Source organism: Photorhabdus akhurstii (genome assembly GCF_018448925.1).
In the GTDB taxonomy this organism is placed as follows: Bacteria; Pseudomonadota; Gammaproteobacteria; order Enterobacterales; family Enterobacteriaceae; genus Photorhabdus; species Photorhabdus akhurstii.
The window spans coordinates 73,214-98,724 of sequence record NZ_RCWE01000017.1; the positions used below are offsets into that span (position 1 = coordinate 73,214).

Sequence of the window (25,511 nt, forward strand, 5' to 3'; positions counted from 1 at the left end):
ATTTATCGGGTGAGCTGACCGTGACGGAATTACTGGCGCGAGTTCGGCAAACCGCATTGACGGCGCAGGAGCATCAGGATTTACCGTTTGAACAGGTGGTGGAAATTGTGCAACCGCCGCGCCGACTGGCGCATACCCCATTGTTCCAGGTGATATTTGCCTGGCAGAACAATGAGAACACAGACTGGAAGCTGCCGAAGTTGGTAGTCTCACCGGTCGATCAGGTTGTTGATGTTGTTAAGTTTGATCTTGAATTGGGTTTGTCAGAAGAGGAAGGCAGGATTGTTGGGGTGTTGAATTATTCTACTGCCTTGTTTGATCCATCGACGATAGAGCGGCAGGTGGAATATCTACGTGCGGTACTACAAGCGATGGTGACTAACCCGCAACAGCCGGTCGGAGAAATTGATATCTTGTCTCCGGCGGAGCGCAAGTTGTTGCTGGAAACCTGGAACGCGACGGAAACCACCTATCCTGAGACATTATGTATTCATCAATTGTTTGAACAACAGGTGGAGCAAACCCCTGACGCGATAGCGTTAGTGTATGAAGAGCAAACTCTCAGTTATGCCGAATTAAATACCCGTGCTAACCGGTTGGCCCATCAGCTTATCGCACTGGGCGTCGTACCCGATCAGCCAGTGGCGATTTGTGTGTCGCGTTCACTAGCAATGGTGGTGGGAGTATTGGCAATACTGAAAGCCGGTGGCGCCTATGTGCCGTTGGACCCGGTGTATACCGGGGAGCGTCTGGCACATATTCTGACTGATGCCGTTCCGGCTATTTTGCTGGCGGATGATACCGGACGTAATGCGCTGGATGAGAAAACTCTGGCTACTCTGACGGTGCTCGATCCTAATGTTTTGTCTGATCAGCCGGATGGTAACCCACAGGTACCGGTATTAACCGCACAACATCTAGCCTATGTCATTTACACCTCGGGTTCGACCGGGACGCCGAAGGGAGTGATGGTCGAGCATCGTAATATCCAGCGTTTGTTTGACGCGACGGAATCCTGGTATCACTTTAACCAGCAAGATGTTTGGTGTCTGTTCCATTCCATTGCGTTTGACTTCTCGGTATGGGAATTATGGGGAGCATTACGCTACGGCGCTAAACTGGTTCTGGTGCCGCACGCGATTGCTCGTTCCCCTCAAGAGCTGCATCAATTCGTGTGTCAGCACGGAATCACCGTGTTGAATCAGACGCCGAGCGCCTTCAAAGCCTTTATTGCCAGTTATGTAGACAATCCATTACCGGACCAGTTGCGTTATATCATCTTTGGGGGAGAAGCCCTTGAACCGGGTATGTTGCGACCGTGGTATCGCCTGCGTGAAGAGACATCACCGCAGTTGGTGAATATGTACGGTATCACGGAGACAACGGTTCATGTGACTTATCGGGAATTGAATTCGCATGATGTGGAACGGATAACCAGTCCTATTGGTGCGCGTATTCCGGATTTAACCCTCTATCTGTTGGATAAATACGGTCAGCCGGCGCCGTTAGGGGTAACCGGTGAATTGTATGTCGGGGGGGCTGGTGTAGCACGGGGTTATCTGAATCGTCCAGAGCTGACGGAGGAACGTTTCCTGATTGATCCGTTTAGTGATCAATCGGATGCTCGCATGTATCGTACCGGAGATTTAGCTCGTTATCTGCCGGAGGGGGATTTGGTGTTTGTGGGTCGAAACGACCAGCAGGTAAAAATCCGCGGCTTCCGCATTGAACCGGGTGAAATTGAGGCTCGATTAGTGGAGCACCCGGCGGTGAGAGAATCGTTGGTGTTGGCATTGGGGCAAGGGCAGGATAAGCGTCTGGTTGCTTATGTCGTGGCGCCAGCGGATGAGGGGCTGGCGAATAGCCTGCGTAGCCATCTGAGCGCCATGTTACCGGATTATATGGTGCCAACGGCCTTTGTGCGTCTGGATGCATTTCCGCTAACGCCGAATGGTAAATTGGATCGTCGGGCCTTGCCGGCACCGGATGGCGAAGCGTTTGCCCGTCAGGTTTATGAAGCGCCTCAAGGGAAAACGGAAATCGCATTGGCGACCATTTGGCGTGATTTGTTAGGTATTGAACGGATTAGCCGGCACGATAGCTTCTTCGCATTGGGAGGCCACTCTCTGCTGGCGGTACGGATGATTGAGCGTCTGCGTCACCTGGGGCTGACACTGGCGGTGCGTGACTTGTTCCAGTCGCCAGTGTTATCTGAACTGTCACAGACATTGAAGCAGCACCGGGCCGTGATGGTGCCGCCGAATGTCATTACGCCAGCGACGACGACACTCACGCCGGGGATGTTGCCGCTGGTAGATCTGACGCAAGCTGACATTGACTGTCTCATCGGGCAAGTGCCGGGTGGAATGGCTAATATTCAGGATATCTATGCCTTGTCGCCGTTGCAGGACGGTATTTTGTTCCACCACTTACTGGCAAACGAAGGTGATCCGTATCTGGTGGTCAGCCAGATGGTGTTTGCTGATCGCGCTTTGCTAGATCGTTATTTGGCGGCGGTGCAACAGGTGATTGAACGTCACGATATCCTACGGACCGCTTTTCTCTGGCAGGGATTATCTGTGCCGGTTCAGGTAGTCTGGCGTCAGGCGCCTTTATCGGTCATTGAATTGACGCTCGACCCGGCTGATGGGGAGATTTGTGATCAGTTGATTCAACGTTTTAATCCCCGTCATTATCGTCTTGACCTGAATCAGGCTCCATTGTTGCGGTTTGTGGTAGCGCAGGAAACTGATGGCCGCTGGCGAGTATTGCAATTGCAGCACCACCTGATTGGCGACCATACGACGATGGAGGTCATGAACCAAGAGATTCAAGCGTATCTTATCGGACAAGAGAATAGCCTGCCGGTTCCGGCGCCTTTCCGTAATTTGATTGCTCAGGCACGGTTGGGGGTTAATCAGGCAGAGTATATCCGCTTCTTTACCGACATGCTGGCTGAGGTGGATGAACCCACGTTACCCTTTGGATTGACGGAGGTGCATCGTAATGGCTTGCAGATGACGGAATCACACCAAATGTTATCTCAGGTGTTGAATGATCGTCTGCGCAGTCAGGCGAGACGTCTGGGCGTCAGTTTGGCAACTTTGTGTCATTTGGCCTGGGCACAGGTGTTGTCGCATACCAGTGGTCAGGAGAAAGTGGTATTCGGCACCGTGCTATTTGGGCGCATGGCGGCGGGGGAAGGCGCTGATAGTGGCATGGGGCTATTTATTAATACCTTGCCGTTGCGGCTGGATATCGATGATACCCCGGTACAGGACAGTGTACGGGCAGCACACGCCCGATTAGCCGAATTGTTAGATTATGAGCATGCCTCATTAGCATTAGCCCAGCGTTGCAGCAGGGTACAGGGTGAAATACCACTCTTTAGTGCTTTGTTGAACTATCGGCATAACTCATTGGCGGTGGTTTCGGATGGAACCATGAGTGGTATCGAATTTTTTGGTGGACAAGAGAGTAGTAACTATCCGTTTTCCTTGTCGGTGGAGGATTTTGGTGATGCTCTGGGGTTAACGGCTGAAGTTGTCCAGCCGTATGAGCCGGAACGAGTATGTGGATATATGCGGCAGGCGCTGGAAAGTCTGGTGGAGGCGCTTGAGTCGGCTCCGGAGACACCGGTACGGACACTCGGCATTTTGCCTGAGGATGAACGCGCGTTATTGCTGGAAACTTGGAACGCCACGGAAACCCCGTACCCTGGCTCGTTATGTATTCATCAGTTGTTTGAACAACAGGCCGCGCAGGTCCCGAATGCTACGGCATTAGAATATCAAGAACAGATCCTCAGTTATGCGGAACTGAATACCCGAGCCAACCGGCTGGCTCATCAACTGATTGCATTGGGCGTCACACCGGACCGGCGGGTCGCGATTTGCGTAGAACGCTCCCCGATGATGGTGGTGGCATTGCTGGCGGTGCTGAAAGCCGGCGGGGCTTATGTGCCGCTGGATTCCTCTTATCCGCAGGAACGTCTGGCGTATATCCTGAATGATAGCGCCCCATCAGTGGTGCTGGTTGATGAAGCCGGCCGGGCGGCGCTGGGTGAACAGGCGCTGGTGGAACTGACGGTACTGGACCCGAATATTCAGCCGGATCAGCCCGACAGCAACCCGCAAGTTCCGGCGTTGACGCCACAGCATCTGGCCTATGTGATTTACACCTCCGGCTCAACCGGACAGCCGAAAGGGGTGATGGTGGAACATCAGGCGATTTACCAACGTTATCTGGGCTTTAATGAGACCTATGCGATCACCGCGCAAGACCGGATATTGCAATTTGCCGCTTTCGCGTTTGATATTTCAGTGGAAGATTTTTTCTCGTCATTATGCAATGGGGCCACGTTGGTTATCCGTGATGATAGCTGGCTGGCTTCAATGCCGGCATTTATTGCCTTAACCCGACAATATCGTATTACGGTGATGTCGCTGCCGACGCTATTCTGGTCTGAACTGACGGCCAGAGATCCCGGATTGCCGCTGCCGGATTGTCTCCGTCTCATCATCATTGGGGGGGAGGCGGTGAAAAAGAGCGCCGTTCAGAACTGGTTTAGGCAAGCGGGCCACCGACCCCGGTTATTGAATGGTTATGGTCCGACGGAAAACACTGTGACGGTGACCTATAAGAACGTGTTATCCCCGGAAGATGCCCGTTCTATCGGCCGGCCGGTTAAAAATGCCCGTATCTACCTATTGGACAAGAAGGGGCAACCAGTTCCATTGGGTGGTATTGGCGAAATGTATATTGGCGGCGTGGGGGTGGCGCGGGGTTATCTCAACCAGCCGGCGTTGAGCGCGGAACGTTTTATGCCGGACCCTTTTAGCCCGCTATCCGGTGAGCGGATGTATCGTTCCGGGGATTTGGCCCGCTATTTACCGGACGGTGACTTGGAATTTCTGGGGCGTAACGATGAGCAGGTTAAAATTCGGGGATTCCGGATTGAATTGGGGGAAATTGAAACCCGGTTAATGGAGCATCCGGCAGTACAAGAGGCGGCAGTACTGGCGCTGGATGATGGGCAGGACAAGCGGCTGGTTGCCTATGTGGCGGCGCAAGCAGATGATGAATTGGTTAATAGCTTACGTACCCATTTGAGTGCTATTTTGCCCGGCTACATGATACCGGCGGCTTTTGTACGCCTGGATACCTTCCCGTCGACGCCGAACGGCAAGCTGGATCGCCGAGCGTTGCCTGCGCTGGGGGCGGAAGCCTTTGCCCATCAGATTTATGAAGCGCCGCAAGGGGAGATGGAAACAGCATTGGTGACTATCTGGCATGAGTTACTTGGCGTTGAGCAGATAAGCCGACATGACAATTTCTTTGCCTTGGGGGGGCATTCGTTGTTGGCGGTACGGATGATCAACCGGATAGCTGCTTTCGGCATCGAGCTGCCATTAACCACCCTGTTTAAATCCCCTTCGTTAAAGGCATTTGCTGAAGTCATGCAGGCCCGGAAGGGGCAACCGGATACTATCCTGCCAGCCATCGTGCCGATATCTCGCGAAGGAGAATTACCGTTATCATTTGCTCAACAGCGCTTGTGGTTCCTGGCACAGCTTGAGGGCGTTAGTGAAACTTATCATATCCCGATGGCCCTGCGTTTGAGTGGGCAATTGGATATCATGGCCTGGCAGAAGGCGCTGGATACCTTATTCGCCCGTCATGAAGCGTTACGCTCTGTCTTTGTCTCTATTGATGGTCAACCGCAAGTGCGGTTGTTGGCGCCGAATAGCAGCTTACTGTTATCTCAATATGATCTACGTGGGCTCCCGGATGCTGATGGAGTTCTTGAGCGGTTGAGTGTGGAAGAAGCCCATGCGTCATTTGACCTTGACAGCGGCCCGCTTATCCGCGCCTGTCTTATCCGGATCGCTGATGACGAATATCAGTTTTTGCTAACTCAGCATCATATTATTTCCGATGGCTGGTCTGCCAATGTGCTGATACAGGAACTGAACACGCTCTATACGGCGTTTATAGACGGACAATCCGATCCGTTGCCGCCGTTAGCGATTCAGTACCCGGATTACGCCGCCTGGCAGCGTCAGTGGCTGTCGGCTGAGCGAATTCAGGTTCAGTCTGACTATTGGCGTACAATGTTGTCTGACGCGCCGGTTCTGTTGGATTTGCCGACAGATCGGCCTCGTCCGCCGGAGCAGTCGTTTGCCGGACAGACCGTGCCGATTAACTTGGATGCGGCGTTAACAACGGCCCTGAAACGCCTGAGCGAGCAGCAGGGCGTCACCTTATTCATGACGCTGTTGTCAGCCTGGGCGGTGGTTCTGTCGCGCTTGTCAGGTCAGGAAGATGTGGTGATTGGTACCCCGAGTGCAGGCCGTAATCGTCAGGAAGTAGAGTCGTTGATTGGCTTCTTTGTCAATACGTTGGCATTGCGTATGGATTTATCGGGTGAACTGACCGTGACCGAGTTGCTGGCGCGAGCCCGGCAAATCGCATTGACGGCGCAGGAGCATCAGGACTTACCGTTTGAACAGGTGGTGGAAATCGTGCAACCGCCGCGCCGGTTGGCACATAGCCCGCTATTCCAGGTGATGTTTGCCTGGCAGAACAATGAGAGCACGGAATGGGGATTGCCGGGGCTGGTGGTGTCGCCGGTTGATCAAGCCATTGATGTTGTTAGGTTTGATCTTGAATTGAACCTGCTAGAAGAGGAAGGCAGGATTGTGGGGGCGTTGAGTTATGCCACGGCTCTATTTGATCCAGCGACAATGGAACGGCAAGTGGGATATCTGCATGCGGTACTGCAAGCGATGGTGGCTAACCCTCAACAATCGGTCGGAGAAATTGATCTCCTGTCCCCAACCGAGCGCAGGTTGTTGCTGGAAACCTGGAACGCCACGGCCGCCGCCTATCCTGAGACATTATGCGTTCATCAACTGTTTGAACAGCAGGTAGAGAAAACCCCTGACGCGACAGCCTTAGTGTATGAAGAGCAGGCCCTCAGTTACGCGGAATTAAATGCCCGCGCTAACCGGTTGGCTCATCAGCTTATTGCGTTGGGCGTAGAACCGGATCAACGAGTGGCGATTTGCGTATCACGTTCGCCGGCAATGGTGGTGGGGATATTGGCAATATTGAAAGCCGGTGGCGCCTATGTACCGTTAGACCCGGTTTATACCGGGGAGCGTCTGGCGCATATTCTGACCGATGCCGCTCCGGTTATTTTGCTGGCGGATAACGCCGGGCGTGCAGCGTTGGGTGAGAAGGCACTGGCAGCACTCACTGTAATTGACCCGAATACATTGCTCAACCCGCGGGACGACAACCCGCAAATACCTGCGCTAACTTCACGACATCTGGCGTATGTTATTTACACCTCGGGTTCGACCGGGACACCGAAAGGCGTGATGTTGGAACATCGTGGCGTCTGCAACTACCTGTTATGGGCGCGGAGTGACTACCTCACTGAAAGACAATTCAATAGTATCGTTTCGTCATCGATAGCCTTTGATGCTACGGTCACCAGTCTTTACCTGCCCTTACTGTGCGGCGGTAAGATCCATTTGCTCCGTGACGGGCAGGAGCTGGTTGAATTGCTCCCTGCGTTGTTGTCAATGGAATCAGGCGCTTTGGTTAAAATTACTCCTGGTCATCTTGCGGCAATGGGGCAGAAATTGAAAACCGTAGGACGAAAATGTCCCGCTCACTGCTTCATCGTGGGTGGAGAGGCGCTGCCCGGTTCCACTGTTGCACTTTGGCGAACATTATCGCCTGGATCACGCATCATCAACGAGTACGGCCCAACCGAAACCGTCGTGGGTTGTACGGTGTTTGATATCAATCATTCGAGCTGTTTTGCCGATAACGTACCGATTGGCCGCCCAATCGCCAATACTCAAATTTATATTCTCGATACCCACGGGGAACCGGTCCCAATGGGTGTCACGGGTGAACTTTACATTGGGGGAGTCGCTGTCGCTCGTGGCTATCTGAATCGGCCAGAATTGACGGCTGAACGTTTCCTGATAGATCCGTTTAGTGATCAACCGGGCGCTCGTATGTACCGTACCGGGGATTTAGCCCGCTACCTGCCGGATGGTAATCTGGAATTCCTGGGCCGTAACGACCAGCAGGTTAAAGTCCGCGGTTTCCGCATTGAACCGGGGGAAATTGAAACACGTTTGGTAGAGCACTCGGCGGTGCGTGAGGCGGCGGTGCTGACGCTGGGGGATGGGCCAGATAAACGTTTGGTTGCTTATGTGGTAGCGCCAGTGGATGACGGATTGGTGAATAGTTTGCGCACTCACTTGAGTAAAATGTTGCCTGACTACATGGTGCCGTCAGCCTTTGTGCGGCTGGATGCTTTCCCGCTAACGCCGAATGGTAAACTGGATCGTCGGGCGCTACCGGCGCCGGACGGCGAGGCGTTTGCCCGTCAGGTTTATGCAGCGCCTCAAGGGAAAACAGAAATCGCATTGGCGGCTATCTGGCATGAGTTGCTAGGAATAGAACAGATTAGCCGATACGATAGCTTCTTTGCGCTGGGCGGCCATTCTCTGCTTGCGGTGAGAATGATTGAACGTCTGCGTCACTTGGGGTTGACACTGGCGGTGCGTGACCTGTTCCAGTCGCCGGTGTTATATGAACTGGCCCAAACATTAGGGCAATATCGGGCTGTGGCGGTGCCGCCGAATGTGATTACGTCAGCGACGACAACACTTACGCCGGCGATGTTGCCGCTGGTAGATCTGACCCAAGCTGACATTGACTGTATCATCGGGCAAGTGCCGGGCGGGATGGCCAATATTCAGGATATTTATGCCCTGTCGCCGTTGCAGGATGGCATTTTGTTCCACCATCTGTTGGCGAGTGAAGGTGATCCGTATCTGTTGACGGGGCAAATGGCTTTTGCTGACCGGGCGCTGTTGGATCGTTATCTGGCGGCGGTTCAATGGATAATTGATCGGCACGATATTCTGCGTACCGCTTTCCTCTGGCAGGGATTGTCAGTCCCGGCGCAGGTGGTCTGGCGCCAGGCCGCCTTATCGGTGACGGAACTGATACTAAATCCGGCTGACGGCCCGATCAGTGAGCAGTTAACCCGGCGTTTTGATCCGCGGCGGCATCGTCTCGACCTGAGCGAAGCACCGCTGTTGCGTTTTGTCATCGCTCAGGACACGGATGGTCGTTGGTTGTTACTGGAATTGCAGCATCACTTAATCGGCGACCATGAAGCGCTGGAAGTGATGCACCGTGAAGTGCAGGCGTATCTGACCGGTCAGGAAAAGAGCCTGCCTGCGCCGACGCCTTTCCGCAATCTGGTGGCTCAGGTTCGGTTGGGCATGAGTCAGGCAGAGCACAGCCGTTTCTTTACCGAGATGCTGGCGGAGGTCGATGAACCGACTCTGCCGTTTGGTTTGACGGAAGTACATTGTGATGGCTCGCAGGTGACGGAAGTTCACCGGATGTTGCCGGCCGGGTTAAATGACCGTTTGCGTCATCAGGCGAGATATTTGGGCGTCAGTCTGGCGGCCTTGTGTCATCTGGCCTGGGCACAGGTGTTGGCGCGTACCAGTGGTCAGAAGAATGTCGTGTTTGGCACGGTATTGTTTGGACGTATGCAGGCCGGGGAAGGGGCAGACAACAGTATGGGGCTGTTTATAAATACTCTGCCATTGCGGCTGGATATTGATGAGACCCCGGTACGAGACAGTGTGCAGGCAGCCCATGCCCGACTGGCCGGATTACTGGAACATGAGTACGCGTCACTGGCATTGGCTCAGCGTTGCAGCGGCGTGCAGGGTGAGATCCCTCTCTTTAACAGCTTGCTGAACTATCGGCACAATACGTTGCCGGTAATGTCAGATGAATTAATAAGCGGTATTGAATTTCTTGGCGCGCAGGAACGGACTAACTATCCGTTAATGCTGTCGGTGGAGGATTTTGGCGAATCCTTGGGGTTGACGGCGCAGGTCGTGCAGCCGCTTGATCCGGAAAGCCTATGCGGTTATATGCAGCAGGCGCTGGAGAGCCTGGTGACAGCGTTGGAACAGGCCCCAGACATGCCGGTTAGGGCATTGGAAATCTTGCCGGAAGCGGAACGTACTTTGCTGTTGGAAACTTGGAACGCCACGGAAGCCGCCTATCCTGAGCAGTTATGTATTCATCAACTGTTTGAACAACAGGTAGAGCAAACGCCTGACGCGACAGCGTTAGTGTATGAAGAGCAGGTCTTCAGTTATGCCGAATTAAATGCCCGCGCTAACCGGCTGGCTCATCAGCTTATTGCACTCGGCGTAGTGCCTGACCAGCGAGTGGCGATTTGTGCGGCGCGTTCACCGGCAATGGTGGTGGGATTGCTGGCGGTAATGAAAGCGGGTGGGGCGTATGTGCCGCTAGACCCGGCTTATCCGGGCCCGCGTCTGGCGCATATTTTGCATGATGCCGCCCCAGCCGTGGTGCTGGCGGATAAGGCCGGCTGGTCTGCATTGGGCGAGAAAGCGCTGACCGGACTCGTGGTGCTGGACCCGAATACCTTGCCTGAACAGCCGGACAGTAATCCATCGGTACCTGTGCTGACTTCCCAACATTTGGCCTATGTAATTTATACCTCCGGCTCCACGGGAGTACCTAAAGGGGTGATGATTGAGCACCGCAATACGGTTAACTTCCTGCACTGGGCGCAGCAGGCTTTTGAAACGGAAGCGATCCGTAAGGTGCTTTTCTCAACGTCGATGAATTTCGACCTGTCGATTTTTGAATGTTTTATGCCGTTGTCGCGTGGCGCGGCGATTTATCTGGTGGAGGATGCGCTGTCATTGATGCAGCATGCCCTGCCGGTGACCTTGATCAACTCTGTGCCGTCTGCAATGAAACCGTTATTGCAGGCGCAGGCGCTGATGGCGTCGGTTCATACGGTTAATCTGGCGGGGGAACCGCTTAAGGGCGCGTTAATTAAACAAATTTTCCAGGAAACACAAATAGAGCGGTTATGCAATCTCTATGGGCCTTCTGAAACGACAACCTATTCTGCCTGGTTGCCGATACAGCGGGGTGACCGGATTATTGAAAGTATTGGGCGTCCGATAGCCAACACCGGCCTTTACTTACTGGACGCGTATGGTCAACCGGTTCCGTTGGGCGTGGCGGGGGAAATTTATATCGGAGGCGCGGGTGTGGCGCGTGGCTACCTCAATCGCCCTGACTTGACGGCGGAACGTTTCCTGATTGATCCGTTTAGTGATGAACCGGATGCCCGCATGTACCGTACCGGGGATTTAGCCCGTTACCTGCCGGACGGCAATCTGGAATTTCTGGGCCGTAATGACCAGCAGGTTAAAATTCGCGGTTTCCGCATTGAACCGGGGGAAATTGAGGCCCGGTTGGCGGAACACCTGGCGGTGAGTGAATCGGTGGTATTGGCGCAGGGGGAAGGGCAGGAGAAACGGCTGGTGGCCTATGTGGTAGCGGAAGCTCATGAAGGGTTGATCAATCGCTTACGTGAACATCTGGGCGCTCAGTTGCCTGATTACATGGTACCGACGGCCTTTGTACGGCTGGATGCGCTGCCATTGACGCCGAACGGTAAACTGGATCGTCAAGCGCTACCGGCACCGGATAGTGAAGCCGTTGCCCGTCAGGTTTACGAAGCGCCTCAAGGGGAAATGGAAATCGCGCTGGCGGCGATTTGGCGTGAAGTCTTGGGCGTTGAACAGATCAGTCGGCATGACAATTTCTTTGCACTGGGCGGCCATTCATTGCTGGCGGTGCGGGTAATGAACCGGGTAGCCGCTTTAGGCGTCGAACTGCCGCTGACTACCTTGTTTAAGTCCCCTTCATTGAGGGCATTTGCTGAGGCCATGCAGACTCGGACTGGTCAACCGGATAATATTTTGCCGATATCCCGCGAGGGGGCGTTACCGTTGTCATTTGCGCAGCAGCGCTTATGGTTCCTGGCGCAGCTTGATGGAGTCAGTGAAACTTATCATATCCCGATGGTCCTGCGCCTGTCTGGTCAACTGGATATCGCGGCCTGGCAAAAGGCGCTGGATACCCTATTTGCCCGTCATGAAGCATTGCGTTCTGTCTTTGTTTCTATTGATGGTCAGCCACAAGTGCGGTTGTTGGAACCGGATAGCGGCTTATTGTTATCTCAGTATGACCTGCGCGGCGTTCCGGATGCTGATGAGGTCCTTGAACGTCTGAGTACAGAGGAGGCCCACGCATCATTTGACCTTGAAAGCGGCCCGCTTATCCGTGCGGCTCTCATCTGGCTCACCGATGACGAATATCAATTTTTGCTGACGTTGCATCACATTATTTCCGATGGCTGGTCTGCCAATATATTGATGCAGGAACTGAACGCGCTCTATACCGCGTTTATAGCCGGGCAACCGGCTTCGTTGCCGCCATTGGCGATTCAATACCCGGATTATGCCGCCTGGCAGCGTCAGTGGTTGTCGGCTGAACGGGTTCAGGTTCAATCCGACTATTGGCGCGCCATGTTGGCTGACGCGCCGGTTCTGTTGGATCTGCCGACAGATCGATCTCGCCCGCCGGAGCAGTCGTTTGCCGGAGATGCTGTGCCGGTTAACTTAGACGTGGAATTAACGGCAGCCCTTAAGCGCCTGAGTGAGCAGCAGGGCGTCACCTTATTCATGACGCTGTTGTCAGCTTGGGCAGTGGTTCTGTCACGTTTGTCAGGTCAGGACGATGTGGTGATTGGCACGCCGAGCGCAGGCCGTGGTCGTCAGGAAGTGGAACCGTTGATTGGCTTCTTTGTCAATACGTTGGCGTTGCGCATGGATTTATTGGGTGAGCTGACTGTGAGTGAGTTGCTAGCGCGAGTCCGACAAACCGCATTGACGGCGCAGGAGCATCAGGACTTACCGTTTGAACAGGTGGTAGAAATCCTGCAACCGCCGCGCCGGTTGGCGCACACCCCTCTGTTCCAGGTAATGTTTGCCTGGCAGAACAATGAAAACTCAGAATGGGCGTTACCGGGGCTGGCCGTCTCACCGGTCTATCAAGACTTGGATATTGTCAAGTTTGATCTTGAACTGGGCTTGTCGGAGGAGGAGGGCAGGATTGTTGGGGAGCTGAGTTATGCTACCGCCCTGTTTGATCCAGCAACAATGGAACGGCAGGTGGGATACCTGCATGCGGTGCTGCAAGCGATGGTGGTTAACCCTCAACAGCCGATCGGAAAAATTGATATCCTGGCCCCGGCGGAGCGCAAGCTATTGCTGGAAACTTGGAACGCGGCGGAAACCGTTTATCTTGATCAGTTATGTATCCATCAGCTGTTTGAACAACAGGTGGAGAAAACCCCGGAAGCTACGGCATTGGTATATCAAGAGCAAACGCTCAGTTATGCCGAATTAAATGCTCGAGCTAACCGGTTGGCCCATCAGCTTATCGTATTGGGCGTCGTACCTGACCAACCGGTAGCAATTTGTGTGTCGCGTTCACCGGTCATGGTGGTGTCGTTGTTGGCGGTATTGAAAGCCGGTGGCGCCTATGTGCCGTTGGACCCAACTTATCCGTTAGAACGTTTGGCGTATATCCTAAATGATACGACTCCGTTAGTGGTGTTGGCTGATGCGGCTGGACGGGCGGCGCTGGGTGATGAAGCGTTGGCTGGGCTGACGGTACTTGACCCGAATACCTTGCCAAACCAGTCGGATCGCAACCCGCAGGTAGCTGCGTTAACGCCACAACACCTGATTTACATTATTTATACCTCCGGCTCGACCGGGCAGCCGAAAGGGGTGATGGTGGAACATCAGGCGCTGTATCAACGTCATTTGGGCTTTAATGAGACCTATGCGGTGACGGCGCAAGATAGGCTGTTGCAATTTGCTTCTTTTGCGTTTGACGTTTCGGTGGAGGAATGTTTCTCGACATTATGCAATGGCGCCACGTTGGTCATGCGTGATGACAGTTGGCTGGCGTCGATGTCGGCGTTTATTGGCTTAGCCCGACAGCACCGTATCACAGTGATGTCTCTGCCGGCGTTATTCTGGTCCGAACTGATTGCCAGAGACAACAAGGCATTACCGCTGCCGGATTGTCTTCGACTCATTATTATTGGTGGAGAAGCGGTTAAGAAGAGCGCCATTCAGGATTGGTTTGTGCGAGAAGTCCACCGCCCCCGATTGTTGAACGCCTATGGCCCGACGGAAAATACCGTAACGGCGACTTGTAAGGAGGTTTTATCCCCAGCCGATGATTGCTCTATCGGCCGACCGCTTAAAAATACCTGCGTTTACCTGCTGGATAAATACGGTCAGTTAGTCCCATTAGGCGGCGTTGGCGAAATGTATATTGGCGGCGTGGGGGTGGCACGCGGCTACCTTAACCTGCCGGAATTGAGCGCGGAACGTTTTATACCTGATCCTTTTAGTCCGGTCCCCGGCGCACGGATGTATGTTACTGGCGATTTGGCCCGCTATTTACCGGATGGCAGCTTGGAGTTTCTAGGTCGTAACGACCATCAGGTCAAAATTCGCGGCTTCCGGGTTGAGCTGGGGGAAATTGAAAGCCGACTGGAAGAACACCCGGCGGTGCAAGAAGCCGCAGTGGTGGTATGGGAAGATGAGCAAGGCAAACGGCTGGTCGCCTATGTGGCGGCAGAAGCGAATGAAGGGTTGGCAACCCGTTTGCGTGAATATTTGAGTGCAGTTTTACCTGACTATATGGTCCCGACCGCTTTTGTGCGGCTGGATACTTTACCGCAGACCCCAAATGGCAAGTTGGATCGCCGAGCATTGTCGGCGCCGGGGGAGGAGGCGTTTGCCCGCCAGATTTATGAAGCCCCGCAAGGGAAGATAGAAACAATGCTGGCGGCTGTCTGGCGTGAGTTGTTGGGTGTTGAGCAGATTAGTCGGCATGACAGCTTCTTTGCGTTGGGTGGTCATTCGCTGCTTGCGGTACGTATGATTGAACGATTGCGGCGTATCGGTCTGAGTGTATCGGTAAAAACGTTATTCCAGCATCCAACACTCTGTGTTCTGGCACAGTCTCTGGTTCAGCATAATGAAATTCAGGTGCCTGACAACTGTATTACACCGGAGACTACAGTGCTGACGCCGGCGATGTTGCCGCTGATTGATTTGACCCAGGCTGACATTGACCGCATCGTCGGGCAGGCGCCGGGCGGACTCGCCAATATTCAGGATATCTATGCGCTGTCGCCGTTGCAGGATGGCATTTTGTTCCACCATCTGTTGGCGAATGAAGGTGATCCGTATCTGTTGGTGGGGCAAATGGCTTTTGCTGACCGGGCGCTGTTAGATCGTTATTTGGCGGCGGTTCAATGGATAATTGATCGTCATGATATTCTGCGTACCGCTTTCCTCTGGCAAGGATTATCAGTGCCGGCGCAGGTGGTCTGGCGTCAGGCTCCATTATCGGTGACTGAGCTGACATTAAATCCGGCTGACGGCCCGGTCAGTGAGCAGTTAACCCGGCGTTTTGATCCGCGTCATCATCGTCTCGACCTGAGCGAAGCGCCGCTGTTGCGTTTTGTCATCGCTCAGGATACTGATGGTCGTTGGTTGTTACTGGAATTGCATCATCACTTGATCGGCGACCATGAAGCGCTGGAAGTGATGCACCGTGAAGTGCAGGCGTATCTGACCGGTCAGGAAGAGAGCCTGCCTGTGCCGACGCCTTTCCGCAATCTGGTGGCTCAGGTCCGGTTGGGAGTGAGTCAGGAAGAGCACAGCCGTTTCTTTACCGACATGCTGGCGGAGGTCGATGAACCGACTCTGCCGTTTGGTTTGACAGAGGTGCATCGTGATGGTTCGCAAGTGACGGAAGCTCATCGGATGTTGCCGGCCGGGTTAAATGACCGTTTGCGCCATCAGGCGAGACATTTGGGCGTCAGTCTGGCGGCGTTGTGTCATCTGGCCTGGGCGCAGGTGTTGTCGCGTACCAGTGGTCAGCAGAATGTCGTGTTTGGCACGGTGCTGTTTGGACGGATGCAGGCCGGGGAAGGGTCTGACAGCGGCATGGGGTTGTTTATTAATACTCTGCCATTGCGGTTGGACATTGATGAGACCCCGGTACGAGACAGTGTGCATGCCGCTCATACCCGATTGGCCGGATTATTAGCGCATGAACATGCGTCACTGGCGCTGGCGCAGCGTTGCAGTAGTGTTGCTAGTGGTACGCCGCTCTTTAACGCATTATTAAACTACCGGCATAACCTGTCTCTGGTAACGCCGGATGAAACAATGAAGGGCATTGAATCCTTAGGTGGACAGGAACGGACTAACTATCCGTTTACCCTATCAGTGGAGGATTTTGGCGATGCTCTGGGGTTAACGGCTCAAATTGTTCAGCCGCTTGATCCGGACCGTATATGCGGTTATATGCAGCAGGCGCTGGAAAGTCTGGCGGAAGCACTTGAACGGCAGCCTGAGACACCGGTGCGGGCATTAAATATTTTGCCTGAAGCGGAGCGAAAACTGTTGCTGGAAATGTGGAATACCACTGAAACCACCTATCCTGAAACGTTATGTATTCATCAGTTGTTTGAACAACAGGTGGAGAAAACCCCTGACGCGATAGCGTTAGTGTATGACGAACAGACACTCAGTTATGCCGAATTAAATGCCCGCGCTAACCGGTTGGCTCGTCAGCTCATTGAACAAGGGGTGTATTCCGGTGATTATGTTGCGCTCTTGCTAACGCGTTCGATGGAACTGGTGGTAGCCCAATTAGCGATTCTCAAAGCTGGCGCCGTTTATGTGCCGATTGATCCTAGCATGCCGGATGAGCGGAAAAACTGGCTGATCAATGATTGTTCAGCCAAGTTGTTGCTTATCGATATGCGGGCGGATATTCCGGCTAACTTGACTGTGCCGCTGCTTCGTCTCTTGGGTGAGGCAGATACGGTCCACGGGGAAGATCGCCGCAACCTTGACTTACCGCGTTCCAGCACCGAGTTAGCGTATATCATGTACACCTCCGGTTCTACCGGCACGCCTAAAGGGGTTTTGGTACCGCATCGTGCGGTAGTTCGGTTGGTTGTTAATAATGGCTATGCAGCAATTGGGCCGGAGGATCGGGTAGCCTTTGCCGCTAATCCGGCGTTTGATGCCAGTACGTTTGAAGTCTGGGCGCCATTGCTCAATGGTGGCGCGTTAGTGGTGATCGATCACGCCACTTTGTTGACGCCGCAGGCGTTTGTACAGACTCTACGGGATCAGCGAATGACCGTTCTGTGGTTGAGTGCCGGATTGTTTAACCAGTTGGCGGCGGAGCTGTCTCCGGTTCTTCCACAGATAAAGTTCCTGATTGTCGGCGGAGATGCCCTTGATCCCCATGTTATCGGTCGGGTACTGAACACGAATCCGCCACAACAGCTATTAAATGGCTATGGGCCGACTGAAGGCGCTACTTTTACGACCACATACCGTATCACTGCATTAACATCGGGAGCCGCCCGCATTCCTATCGGCCGGCCGGTAGCCAATACGCGGGTTTATCTGTTGGATAAGTATGGTCAGCCGGTGCCGTTGGGGGTGACCGGAGAGATTTATGTGGGGGGCGATGGGGTAGCCTGTGGTTATCTTAATCGGCCTGAATTAACTGCCGAACGTTTCCTTATTGATCCGTTCAGCGATCGACCGGATGCCCGCCTGTACCGCACCGGAGATTTGGCGCGTTATCTGCCTGACGGCAATCTGGAATTCCTCGGTCGTAATGACCAGCAGGTTAAAATCCGTGGCTTCCGCATTGAACCGGGTGAAATTGAGGCTCGATTGGTAGAACACCCGGCAGTAAGTGAATCGGTGGTATTGGCATTGGGGCAAGGGCAGGATAAGCATCTGGTTGCTTATGTCGTGGCGCCAGAGGATGAGGGGCTGGCGAATAGCCTGCGTACCTACCTAAGCGCTATTTTACCGGATTATATGGTGCCAATGGCCTTTGTGCGGCTGGACGCGTTTCCGCTAACGCCGAATGGTAAATTGGATCGTCGAGCCCTGCCGACGCCAGACGGCGAGGCTTTTGCCCGTCAGATTTATGAAGCGCCGCAAGGGGAAACGGAAATAGCTTTGGCGGCGATTTGGCGTGAAGTCTTGGGCGTTGAACAGATCAGTCGACATGATAATTTCTTTGCCTTGGGCGGTCACTCGTTACTGGCGATGCGAGTGATGAATCGGGTGACTGCTTTAGGTATTGAACTGCCGCTGACTACCCTGTTTAAATCTCCATCATTAAGGGATTTTGCGGAGGCCATGCAGGCCCGGATGGGGCAGTCGGACACTCTGCTGCCGTCCATCCTGCCGATATCCCGTGAAGGGGAATTACCGTTGGCGTTTGCTCAACAGCGCCTGTGGTTCCTGACGCAGCTTGAGGGCGTTAGTGAAACTTATCATATCCCGATGGCCCTGCGTTTATCTGGTCAATTGGATATCGTGGCCTGGCAAAAGGCGCTGAATACCTTGTTTGCCCGTCATGAAGCGTTACGTTCTATCTTTATTTCTATTGATGGTCAGCCGTACGTGCGGTTGCTGGAACCGGATAACGGCTTACTGTTATCTCAATATGACCTGCGTAGGATTCCTGATGCTGATAGAGTCCTTGAGCGTTTGAGCGTGGAAGAGGCTCATGCGTCATTTGATCTTGAAAGCGGCCCGTTGATCCGCGCGGCTCTCATCCGGATCTCCGATGACGAATATCAGTTTTTGCTGACTTTGCACCACATTATTTCCGACGGCTGGTCTGCCAATGTGCTGATACAGGAACTGAACACGCTCTATATGGCGTTTATGGACGGACAACCCGATCCATTGCCGCCGTTGGCGATTCAATATCCGGATTATGCTGCCTGGCAGCGTCAGTGGTTGTCGGCTGAGCGTATTCAGGCTCAATCTGATTATTGGCGCGCCATGTTGGCTGACGCGCCGGTTCTGTTGGATTTGCCGACAGATCGGCCTCGTCCGCTGGAGCAGTCATTTGCCGGACAGGCCATGCTGGTTGATCTGGATGTGGAATTAACCACGGCTCTGAAACGTCTGAGTGAGGAGCAGGGCGTCACCTTATTCATGACGCTATTGTCAGCTTGGGCGGTGGTTCTGTCGCGTCTGTCGGGTCAGGAAGATATGGTGATCGGCACACCGAGTGCGGGTCGCAATCGTCAGGAAGTAGAACCATTGATTGGCTTCTTTGTCAATACGCTGGCGTTGCGCATAGATGTATCGGATGAGCTGACTGTAACCGAGTTGCTGGCGCGAATCCGGCAAACCGCATTGGCGGCGCAGGAGCATCAGGATTTACCGTTTGAACAGGTGGTGGAGATCGTACAACCGCCGCGCCGGTTGGCGCATACGCCGTTATTCCAGGTGATGTTCGCCTGGCAGAACAATGAAAGTACGGAATGGGGATTGCCGGGGCTGGCGGTGTCGCCGGTTGATCAAACCATTGATGTTGTTAAGTTTGATCTTGAATTGAACCTGCTAGAAGAGGAGGGCAGGATCGTGGGGGCGTTGAGTTATGCCACGGCCCTGTTTGATCCAGAGACTATGGAGCGGCAGGTGGAATATCTGCACACAGTGCTGCAAGCGATGGTGGCTAACCCTCAACAGTCGGTCAGGGAAATTGATCTCCTTTCTCCGGCGGAGCGCAAGTTGTTGCTGGAAACCTGGAACGCCACGGCAACCGCCTATCCTGAGAGGTTATGTATCCATCAGTTGTTTGAACAACAGGTAGAGAAAACCCCTGACGCGACAGCGTTAGTGTATGACGAACAGACACTCAGTTATGCCGAATTAAATGCCCGTGCTAATCGGCTGGCTCGTCAGCTCATTGAACAAGGGGTGTATTCCGGTGATTATGTTGCGCTCTTGCTAGCGCGCTCGATAGAACTAGTGGTAGCCCAATTAGCGATTCTCAAAGCCAGCGCTGTTTATGTGCCGATTGATCCTAGCGTGCCGGATGAGCGGAAAAACTGGCTGATCAGTGATTGTTCAGCCAAGTTGTTGCTTACCGATACGCGGGCGGATATTCCGGCTAACTTGACTGTGCCGCTGCTTCGTCTCTCGGATGAGGCAGATACGATCCACGAGGAAGATCGCCGCAACCTTGACTTACCGCGTTCCAGCACCGAGTTAGCGTATATCATGTACACCTCCGGTTCTACCGGCACGCCTAAAGGGGTTTTGGTGCCGCATCGTGCGGTGGTCCGGCTGGTTATTAATAATGGTTATGCGGAAATCGGACCGGATGATCGGGTCGCTTTTGCTGCTAATCCGGCGTTCGATGCCAGTACGTTTGAAGTCTGGGCGCCGTTGCTCAATGGTGGCGCGTTAGTGGTGATCGATCACGTAACTTTGTTGACGCCGCAGGCGTTTGTACAGACTCTACGGGATCAGCGAATGACCGTTCTGTGGTTGAGTGTCGGATTGTTTAACCAGTTGGCGGCGGAGCTGTCTCCGGTTCTTCCACAGATAAAGTTCCTGATTGTCGGCGGAGATGCCCTTGATCCCCATGTCATCGGCCAGGTACTGAACACCAGTCCACCGCAACAGCTATTAAATGGCTATGGGCCGAGTGAAGGCACCACCTTTACGGCAACATACCGTATCACTGCATTAGCGCCGGGAGCCGCCCGCATTCCTATCGGTCGGCCGGTAGCCAACACGCGGGTTTATCTGTTGGATGCGTATGGTCAGCCGGTGCCGTTAGGAGTGGTCGGTGAGATTTATGTTGGGGGCGATGGGGTGGCCTGTGGTTATCTTAACCAGCCAGAATTGACCGCTGAACGTTTCCTTGTTGATCCGTTCAGTGATCAACCGGATGCCCGCATGTACCGCACCGGAGATTTGGCGCGTTATCTGCCTGATGGCAATCTGGAATTCCTTGGCCGTAATGACCAGCAGGTTAAAATCCGTGGTTTCCGTATTGAACCGGAGGAAATTGAGATTCGGTTGGCAGAGTATCCAACGGTGCGTGAGGCGGTGGTGTTAGCACGAGGAGAAGGGCAAGAGAAACGGTTGGTGGCCTATGTGGCGGCACCTGCGGATAAGGAGCTGGTGAACAACTTGCGTGCTCATCTGAATGCTATTTTGCCTGACTATATGGTGCCGTCAGCTTTTGTGCGACTGGACGAGTTTCCATTGACGGCTAACGGTAAGTTGGATCATCAAGCGCTGCCGGCGCCGGACAATGACGCCTTTGTCCACCAAGTTTACGTTGCGCCCCAAGGAGAAACAGAAATCGCGCTGGCGGCGATTTGGCGTGAATTGCTGGGCATTGAGAAGATAAGCCGATATGACAGCTTTTTTGCCCTAGGGGGGCATTCGTTGCTCGCGATACGGATGGTTGAACGCCTGCGTCACTTGGGATTATCGCTGACGGCGCGTGATCTGTTCCAGTCGCCGATGCTGTCAGACCTGGCGAAAACATTGGGACAGCATCAGGCTGTGATAGTGCCGCCTAACGTCATCACTTCGGCAACTACGGCCCTGACGCCGGCGATGTTGCCGCTGATTGATTTGACTCAGGCTGACATTGACCGCATTGTCAGACAGGTGCCGGGCGGGGTGAGCAACATTCAGGATATCTATGCCCTGTCGCCGTTGCAGGACGGTATTTTGTTCCACCACTTACTGGCAAACGAAGGGGACCCTTATTTGTTAGCTGGTCAGATGGTCTTTGCTGATCGGACTCTACTGGACCGTTATCTGGCGGCGGTACAACAAGTTGTTGATCGCCACGATATTTTGCGTACCGCCTTTATCTGGCAAGAGTTGTCTGTGCCGGCTCAGGTCGTCTGGCGTCAGGCGCCTTTATCGGTCACTGAATTGACGTTAGACCCGGCGGATGGGCCGATTTGTGATCAGCTGATTCAACGCTTTAATCCCCGTCATTATCGTATTGAGCTGGATCAAGCGCCATTGTTGCGGTTTGTGGCGGCGCAGGAGACGGATGGTCGTTGGGTGGTACTGCAATTGCTGCATCACCTGATTGGCGACCATACCACGCTGGACGTGATGAACAGTGAGGTTCAGGCGTATCTTACTGAACGGGAGGAGAGTCTGACTTCCCCAGTCTCTTTCCGTAATTTAGTGGCTGAGGCCCGGTTGGGAATGAGTCAGGAGGAACATACCCGCTTCTTTACCGAGATGTTGGCGGCGGTGGACGAACCGACGCTGCCATTCGGATTGACGGAGGTGCATCGTGATGGTTCACAGGTGACGGAATCCTACTGGATGCTGGCGCCTGAACTGAATGACCGTCTGCGTGGTCAGGCCCGGCGTTTGGGGGTCAGTCTGGCGGCCTTGTGTCATTTGGCCTGGGCACAGGTGTTGTCACATACCAGCGATCAGGAGCAAGTGGTGTTCGGCACCGTGCTGTTTGGGCGGATGCAGGCAGGTGAAGGCGCTGACAATGGCATGGGGCTGTTTATCAATACCTTGCCGCTGCGGCTGGACATCGATGATACGCCGGTACGGGAGAGTGTGCTGGCCGCCCATGCCCGACTGGCCGGATTACTGGCGCATGAACATGCGTCACTGGCGTTGGCCCAGCGTTGCAGTGGCGTACAGGGAGAGATCCCCCTCTTTAGCAGCTTGCTGAACTATCGACACAATGCATTTTCGACAACGTTGGATGAACTTGTAAACGGCATTGAATTCCTTGATATGCAGGAGCGAACCAATTATCCGTTAGTGTTGTCGGTGGAGGATTTTGGCGAATCTTTGGGGGTAACTGTTCAAGTTGCCCAGCCATTTGAACCGGAGCGGGTATGTGGTTATATGCGGCAGGCATTGGAAAGCCTGGCGGAGGCACTGGAACAGACCCCGGAAACGCCGGTACGGACATTAAGCATTCTGCCGGAAGCGGAGCGTACACTGTTGCTGAAAAACTGGAACGCCACGGAAACCGCGTATCCTGAAGCATTGTGTATTCATCAATTGTTTGAACAACAAGTGGAGCAAACCCCGGATGCGATAGCATTGGTGTATGAAGATCAAACCCTCAGTTATGCGGAATTAAATGCCCGTGCTAACCGGCTGGCCCATCAACTTATTGCTCTGGGCGTCGAGCCGGACCAACGGGTAGCGATTTGCGTGTCACGTTCACCGGCAATGGTAGTGGGAATATTGGCAATACTGAAAGCCGGTGGCGCCTATGTGCCGTTGGACCCGGTTTATACTGGGGAGCGTTTGGCTCATATTCTGACTGATGCCGCTCCGGTTATTTTGCTGGCGGATAAAGCCGGACGTGCTGCGTTGGGTGAGAAGGCACTGGCAGAACGCACCGTACTTGACCCAAATGCATTGTTCAACCAGCGGGATGACAACCCGCAGATACCGGCACTCACTTCACGACATCTGGCGTATGTCATTTATACCTCGGGTTCGACAGGAACACCGAAAGGCGTGATGCTGGAACATCGTGGTGTCTGCAACTACCTGCTATGGGCGCGGAGTGATTACCTCACTGAAAGGCAATTCGATAGTATCGTTTCGTCATCGATAGCCTTTGATGCCACGGTCACTAGTCTTTACCTGCCTTTACTCTGTGGCGGCAAGATCCATTTGCTCCGTGACGGGCAAGAGCTGGTTGAATTGCTGCCTGCGTTGTTGTCAATGGAATCAGGCGCTTTGGTTAAAATTACTCCCGGTCATCTTTCGGCAATGGGGCAGAAATTGAAAACCGAGGGACGAAAATGTCTTGCTCACTGCTTTATCGTGGGTGGAGAGGCACTGCCTAGTTCCACTATTGCACTTTGGCGGACATTATCGCCTGGATCACGCATCATCAACGAGTACGGCCCAACCGAAACCGTCGTGGGTTGTACCGTGTTTGATGTCAATCACCCGAGCTGTTTTGCTGATAACGTACCGATTGGCCGCCCAATATCCAATACCCAAATTTATATTCTCGATACTTACGGGGAACCTGTCCCAATGGGTGTCACGGGTGAACTTTACATTGGGGGAGTCGCTGTTGCTCGTGGCTACCTGAATCGGCCGGAATTGACCGCTGAACGTTTCCTGATGGACCCGTTTAGTGATCAACCGGGCGCTCGTATGTACCGTACCGGGGATTTAGCCCGCTACCTGCCGGATGGCAACCTGGAATTCCTGGGCCGCAACGACCAGCAGGTTAAAGTCCGTGGTTTCCGCATTGAACCGGGGGAAATTGAAACACGTCTGATAGAGCATCCGGGGGTGCGTGAGGCGACGGTGTTGGCGCTGGGGGATGGGCAGGACAAACGGCTGGTTGCTTATGTCGTGGTACCAGCGGATGAGGGGCTGACCAATAACCTGCGTACCCACTTGAGTGTCGCTTTACCTGACTATATGGTGCCGTCAGCTTTTGTGCGTCTGGATGCTTTTCCGCTAACGCTGAACGGTAAATTGGACCGTCGGGCCTTGCCGGCTCCCGACAATGAGGCGTTTGCCCGTCAGAGTTATGAAGCGCCGCAAGGGGAAACGGAAATCGCATTGGCGGCTATCTGGCGTGAGTTGCTGGGGGCTGAACAAATAAGTCGGCATGACAACTTCTTCACGCTGGGGGGCCATTCACTGCTCGCCATGCGAATGATAAATCTTGCCGCCGGTCGGGGTTTGGTTTGCACATTGAATGCTGTGTTCCAATTTCCGGTGCTGACTGAACTGGCTGCGAAAATTACCTCAGATCTGTTGTCTCAGCCGCAAAACAGCGCTATATCGGTACGACTTGATGGAGCAGGGTTGCCGCTGTTCTTTGTGCCGAGTGGCATGGGTGATTACTCCTATGTCTTCGGGCTGGCTCGACATATTCCATCGGACCACCCGATTTATGCGCTGCCTTGGCCGTCTATTAACGAAAAACCGATGGCAACAATGGAGCAACAGGCGGCGAGAATGATCACCTTGATAAAGGCTGTTCAACCGGAAGGACCTTATCGGCTATGTGGTTACTCTTCTGGTGGAATATTGGCTTATGCTATTGCTCAGCAGCTTTTGAATGCGGGTGAAGCAGTCAATTTCCTTGGGTTGATTGATGTGCCTGCGCCTCATTATTTAGGGGAACAGATCATACAACCTAAATATCGGTTCTTTATTGAACTGGCTCGACAGACAGGGGAGGGGCACACGGAAGAGATTGCGGCGTTATACCGAAGAATCGATGAGTTGAATTTTGTGCAGTTTATTGAAGCGGCACAAGAATTGGCGTTATATCCTGCAAATCTGCATGCTGATGTGATCGCAAAACGTTGGGAGCAGATCGAACATTACGCGCAAATAGTTGCGAACTATGAGCCGCCAGCATTAGCAATAACGCTGCATCAGTTCTATGCGGTAGAACCTTCCCCTGCTATTTCTTTTATAGAGGATGAAACACCGGAGTCAGTGAACATGGAACCGTCATTGGGTTGGGCGCAGATAATAGCTGATACCTCGCTTGAGCTGATTGCGATACCGGGTAACCATTTTAGTTTATTGGAGGATGATGAGAATAAAACTGTTTTAGCTCAGGCTTTAAATAGGGCGTTGGAAATCAGTTGTGATGAGGAGACATCGTAA

General features: G+C 53.6%; 1 protein-coding gene (cut by a window edge). It reads left to right on the forward strand.

What is annotated here, in order from left to right:
• A protein-coding gene (locus EAE93_RS16755) for a non-ribosomal peptide synthase/polyketide synthase (RefSeq protein ID WP_214040157.1) crosses the window boundary here: on the forward strand, positions 1–25,511 show its 3' portion. Its footprint begins 14,083 nt before the window's first position; the window shows 25,511 of its 39,594 coding nt (coding positions 14,084–39,594); its start codon lies beyond the left edge, outside the window; it ends in the stop codon at positions 25,509–25,511.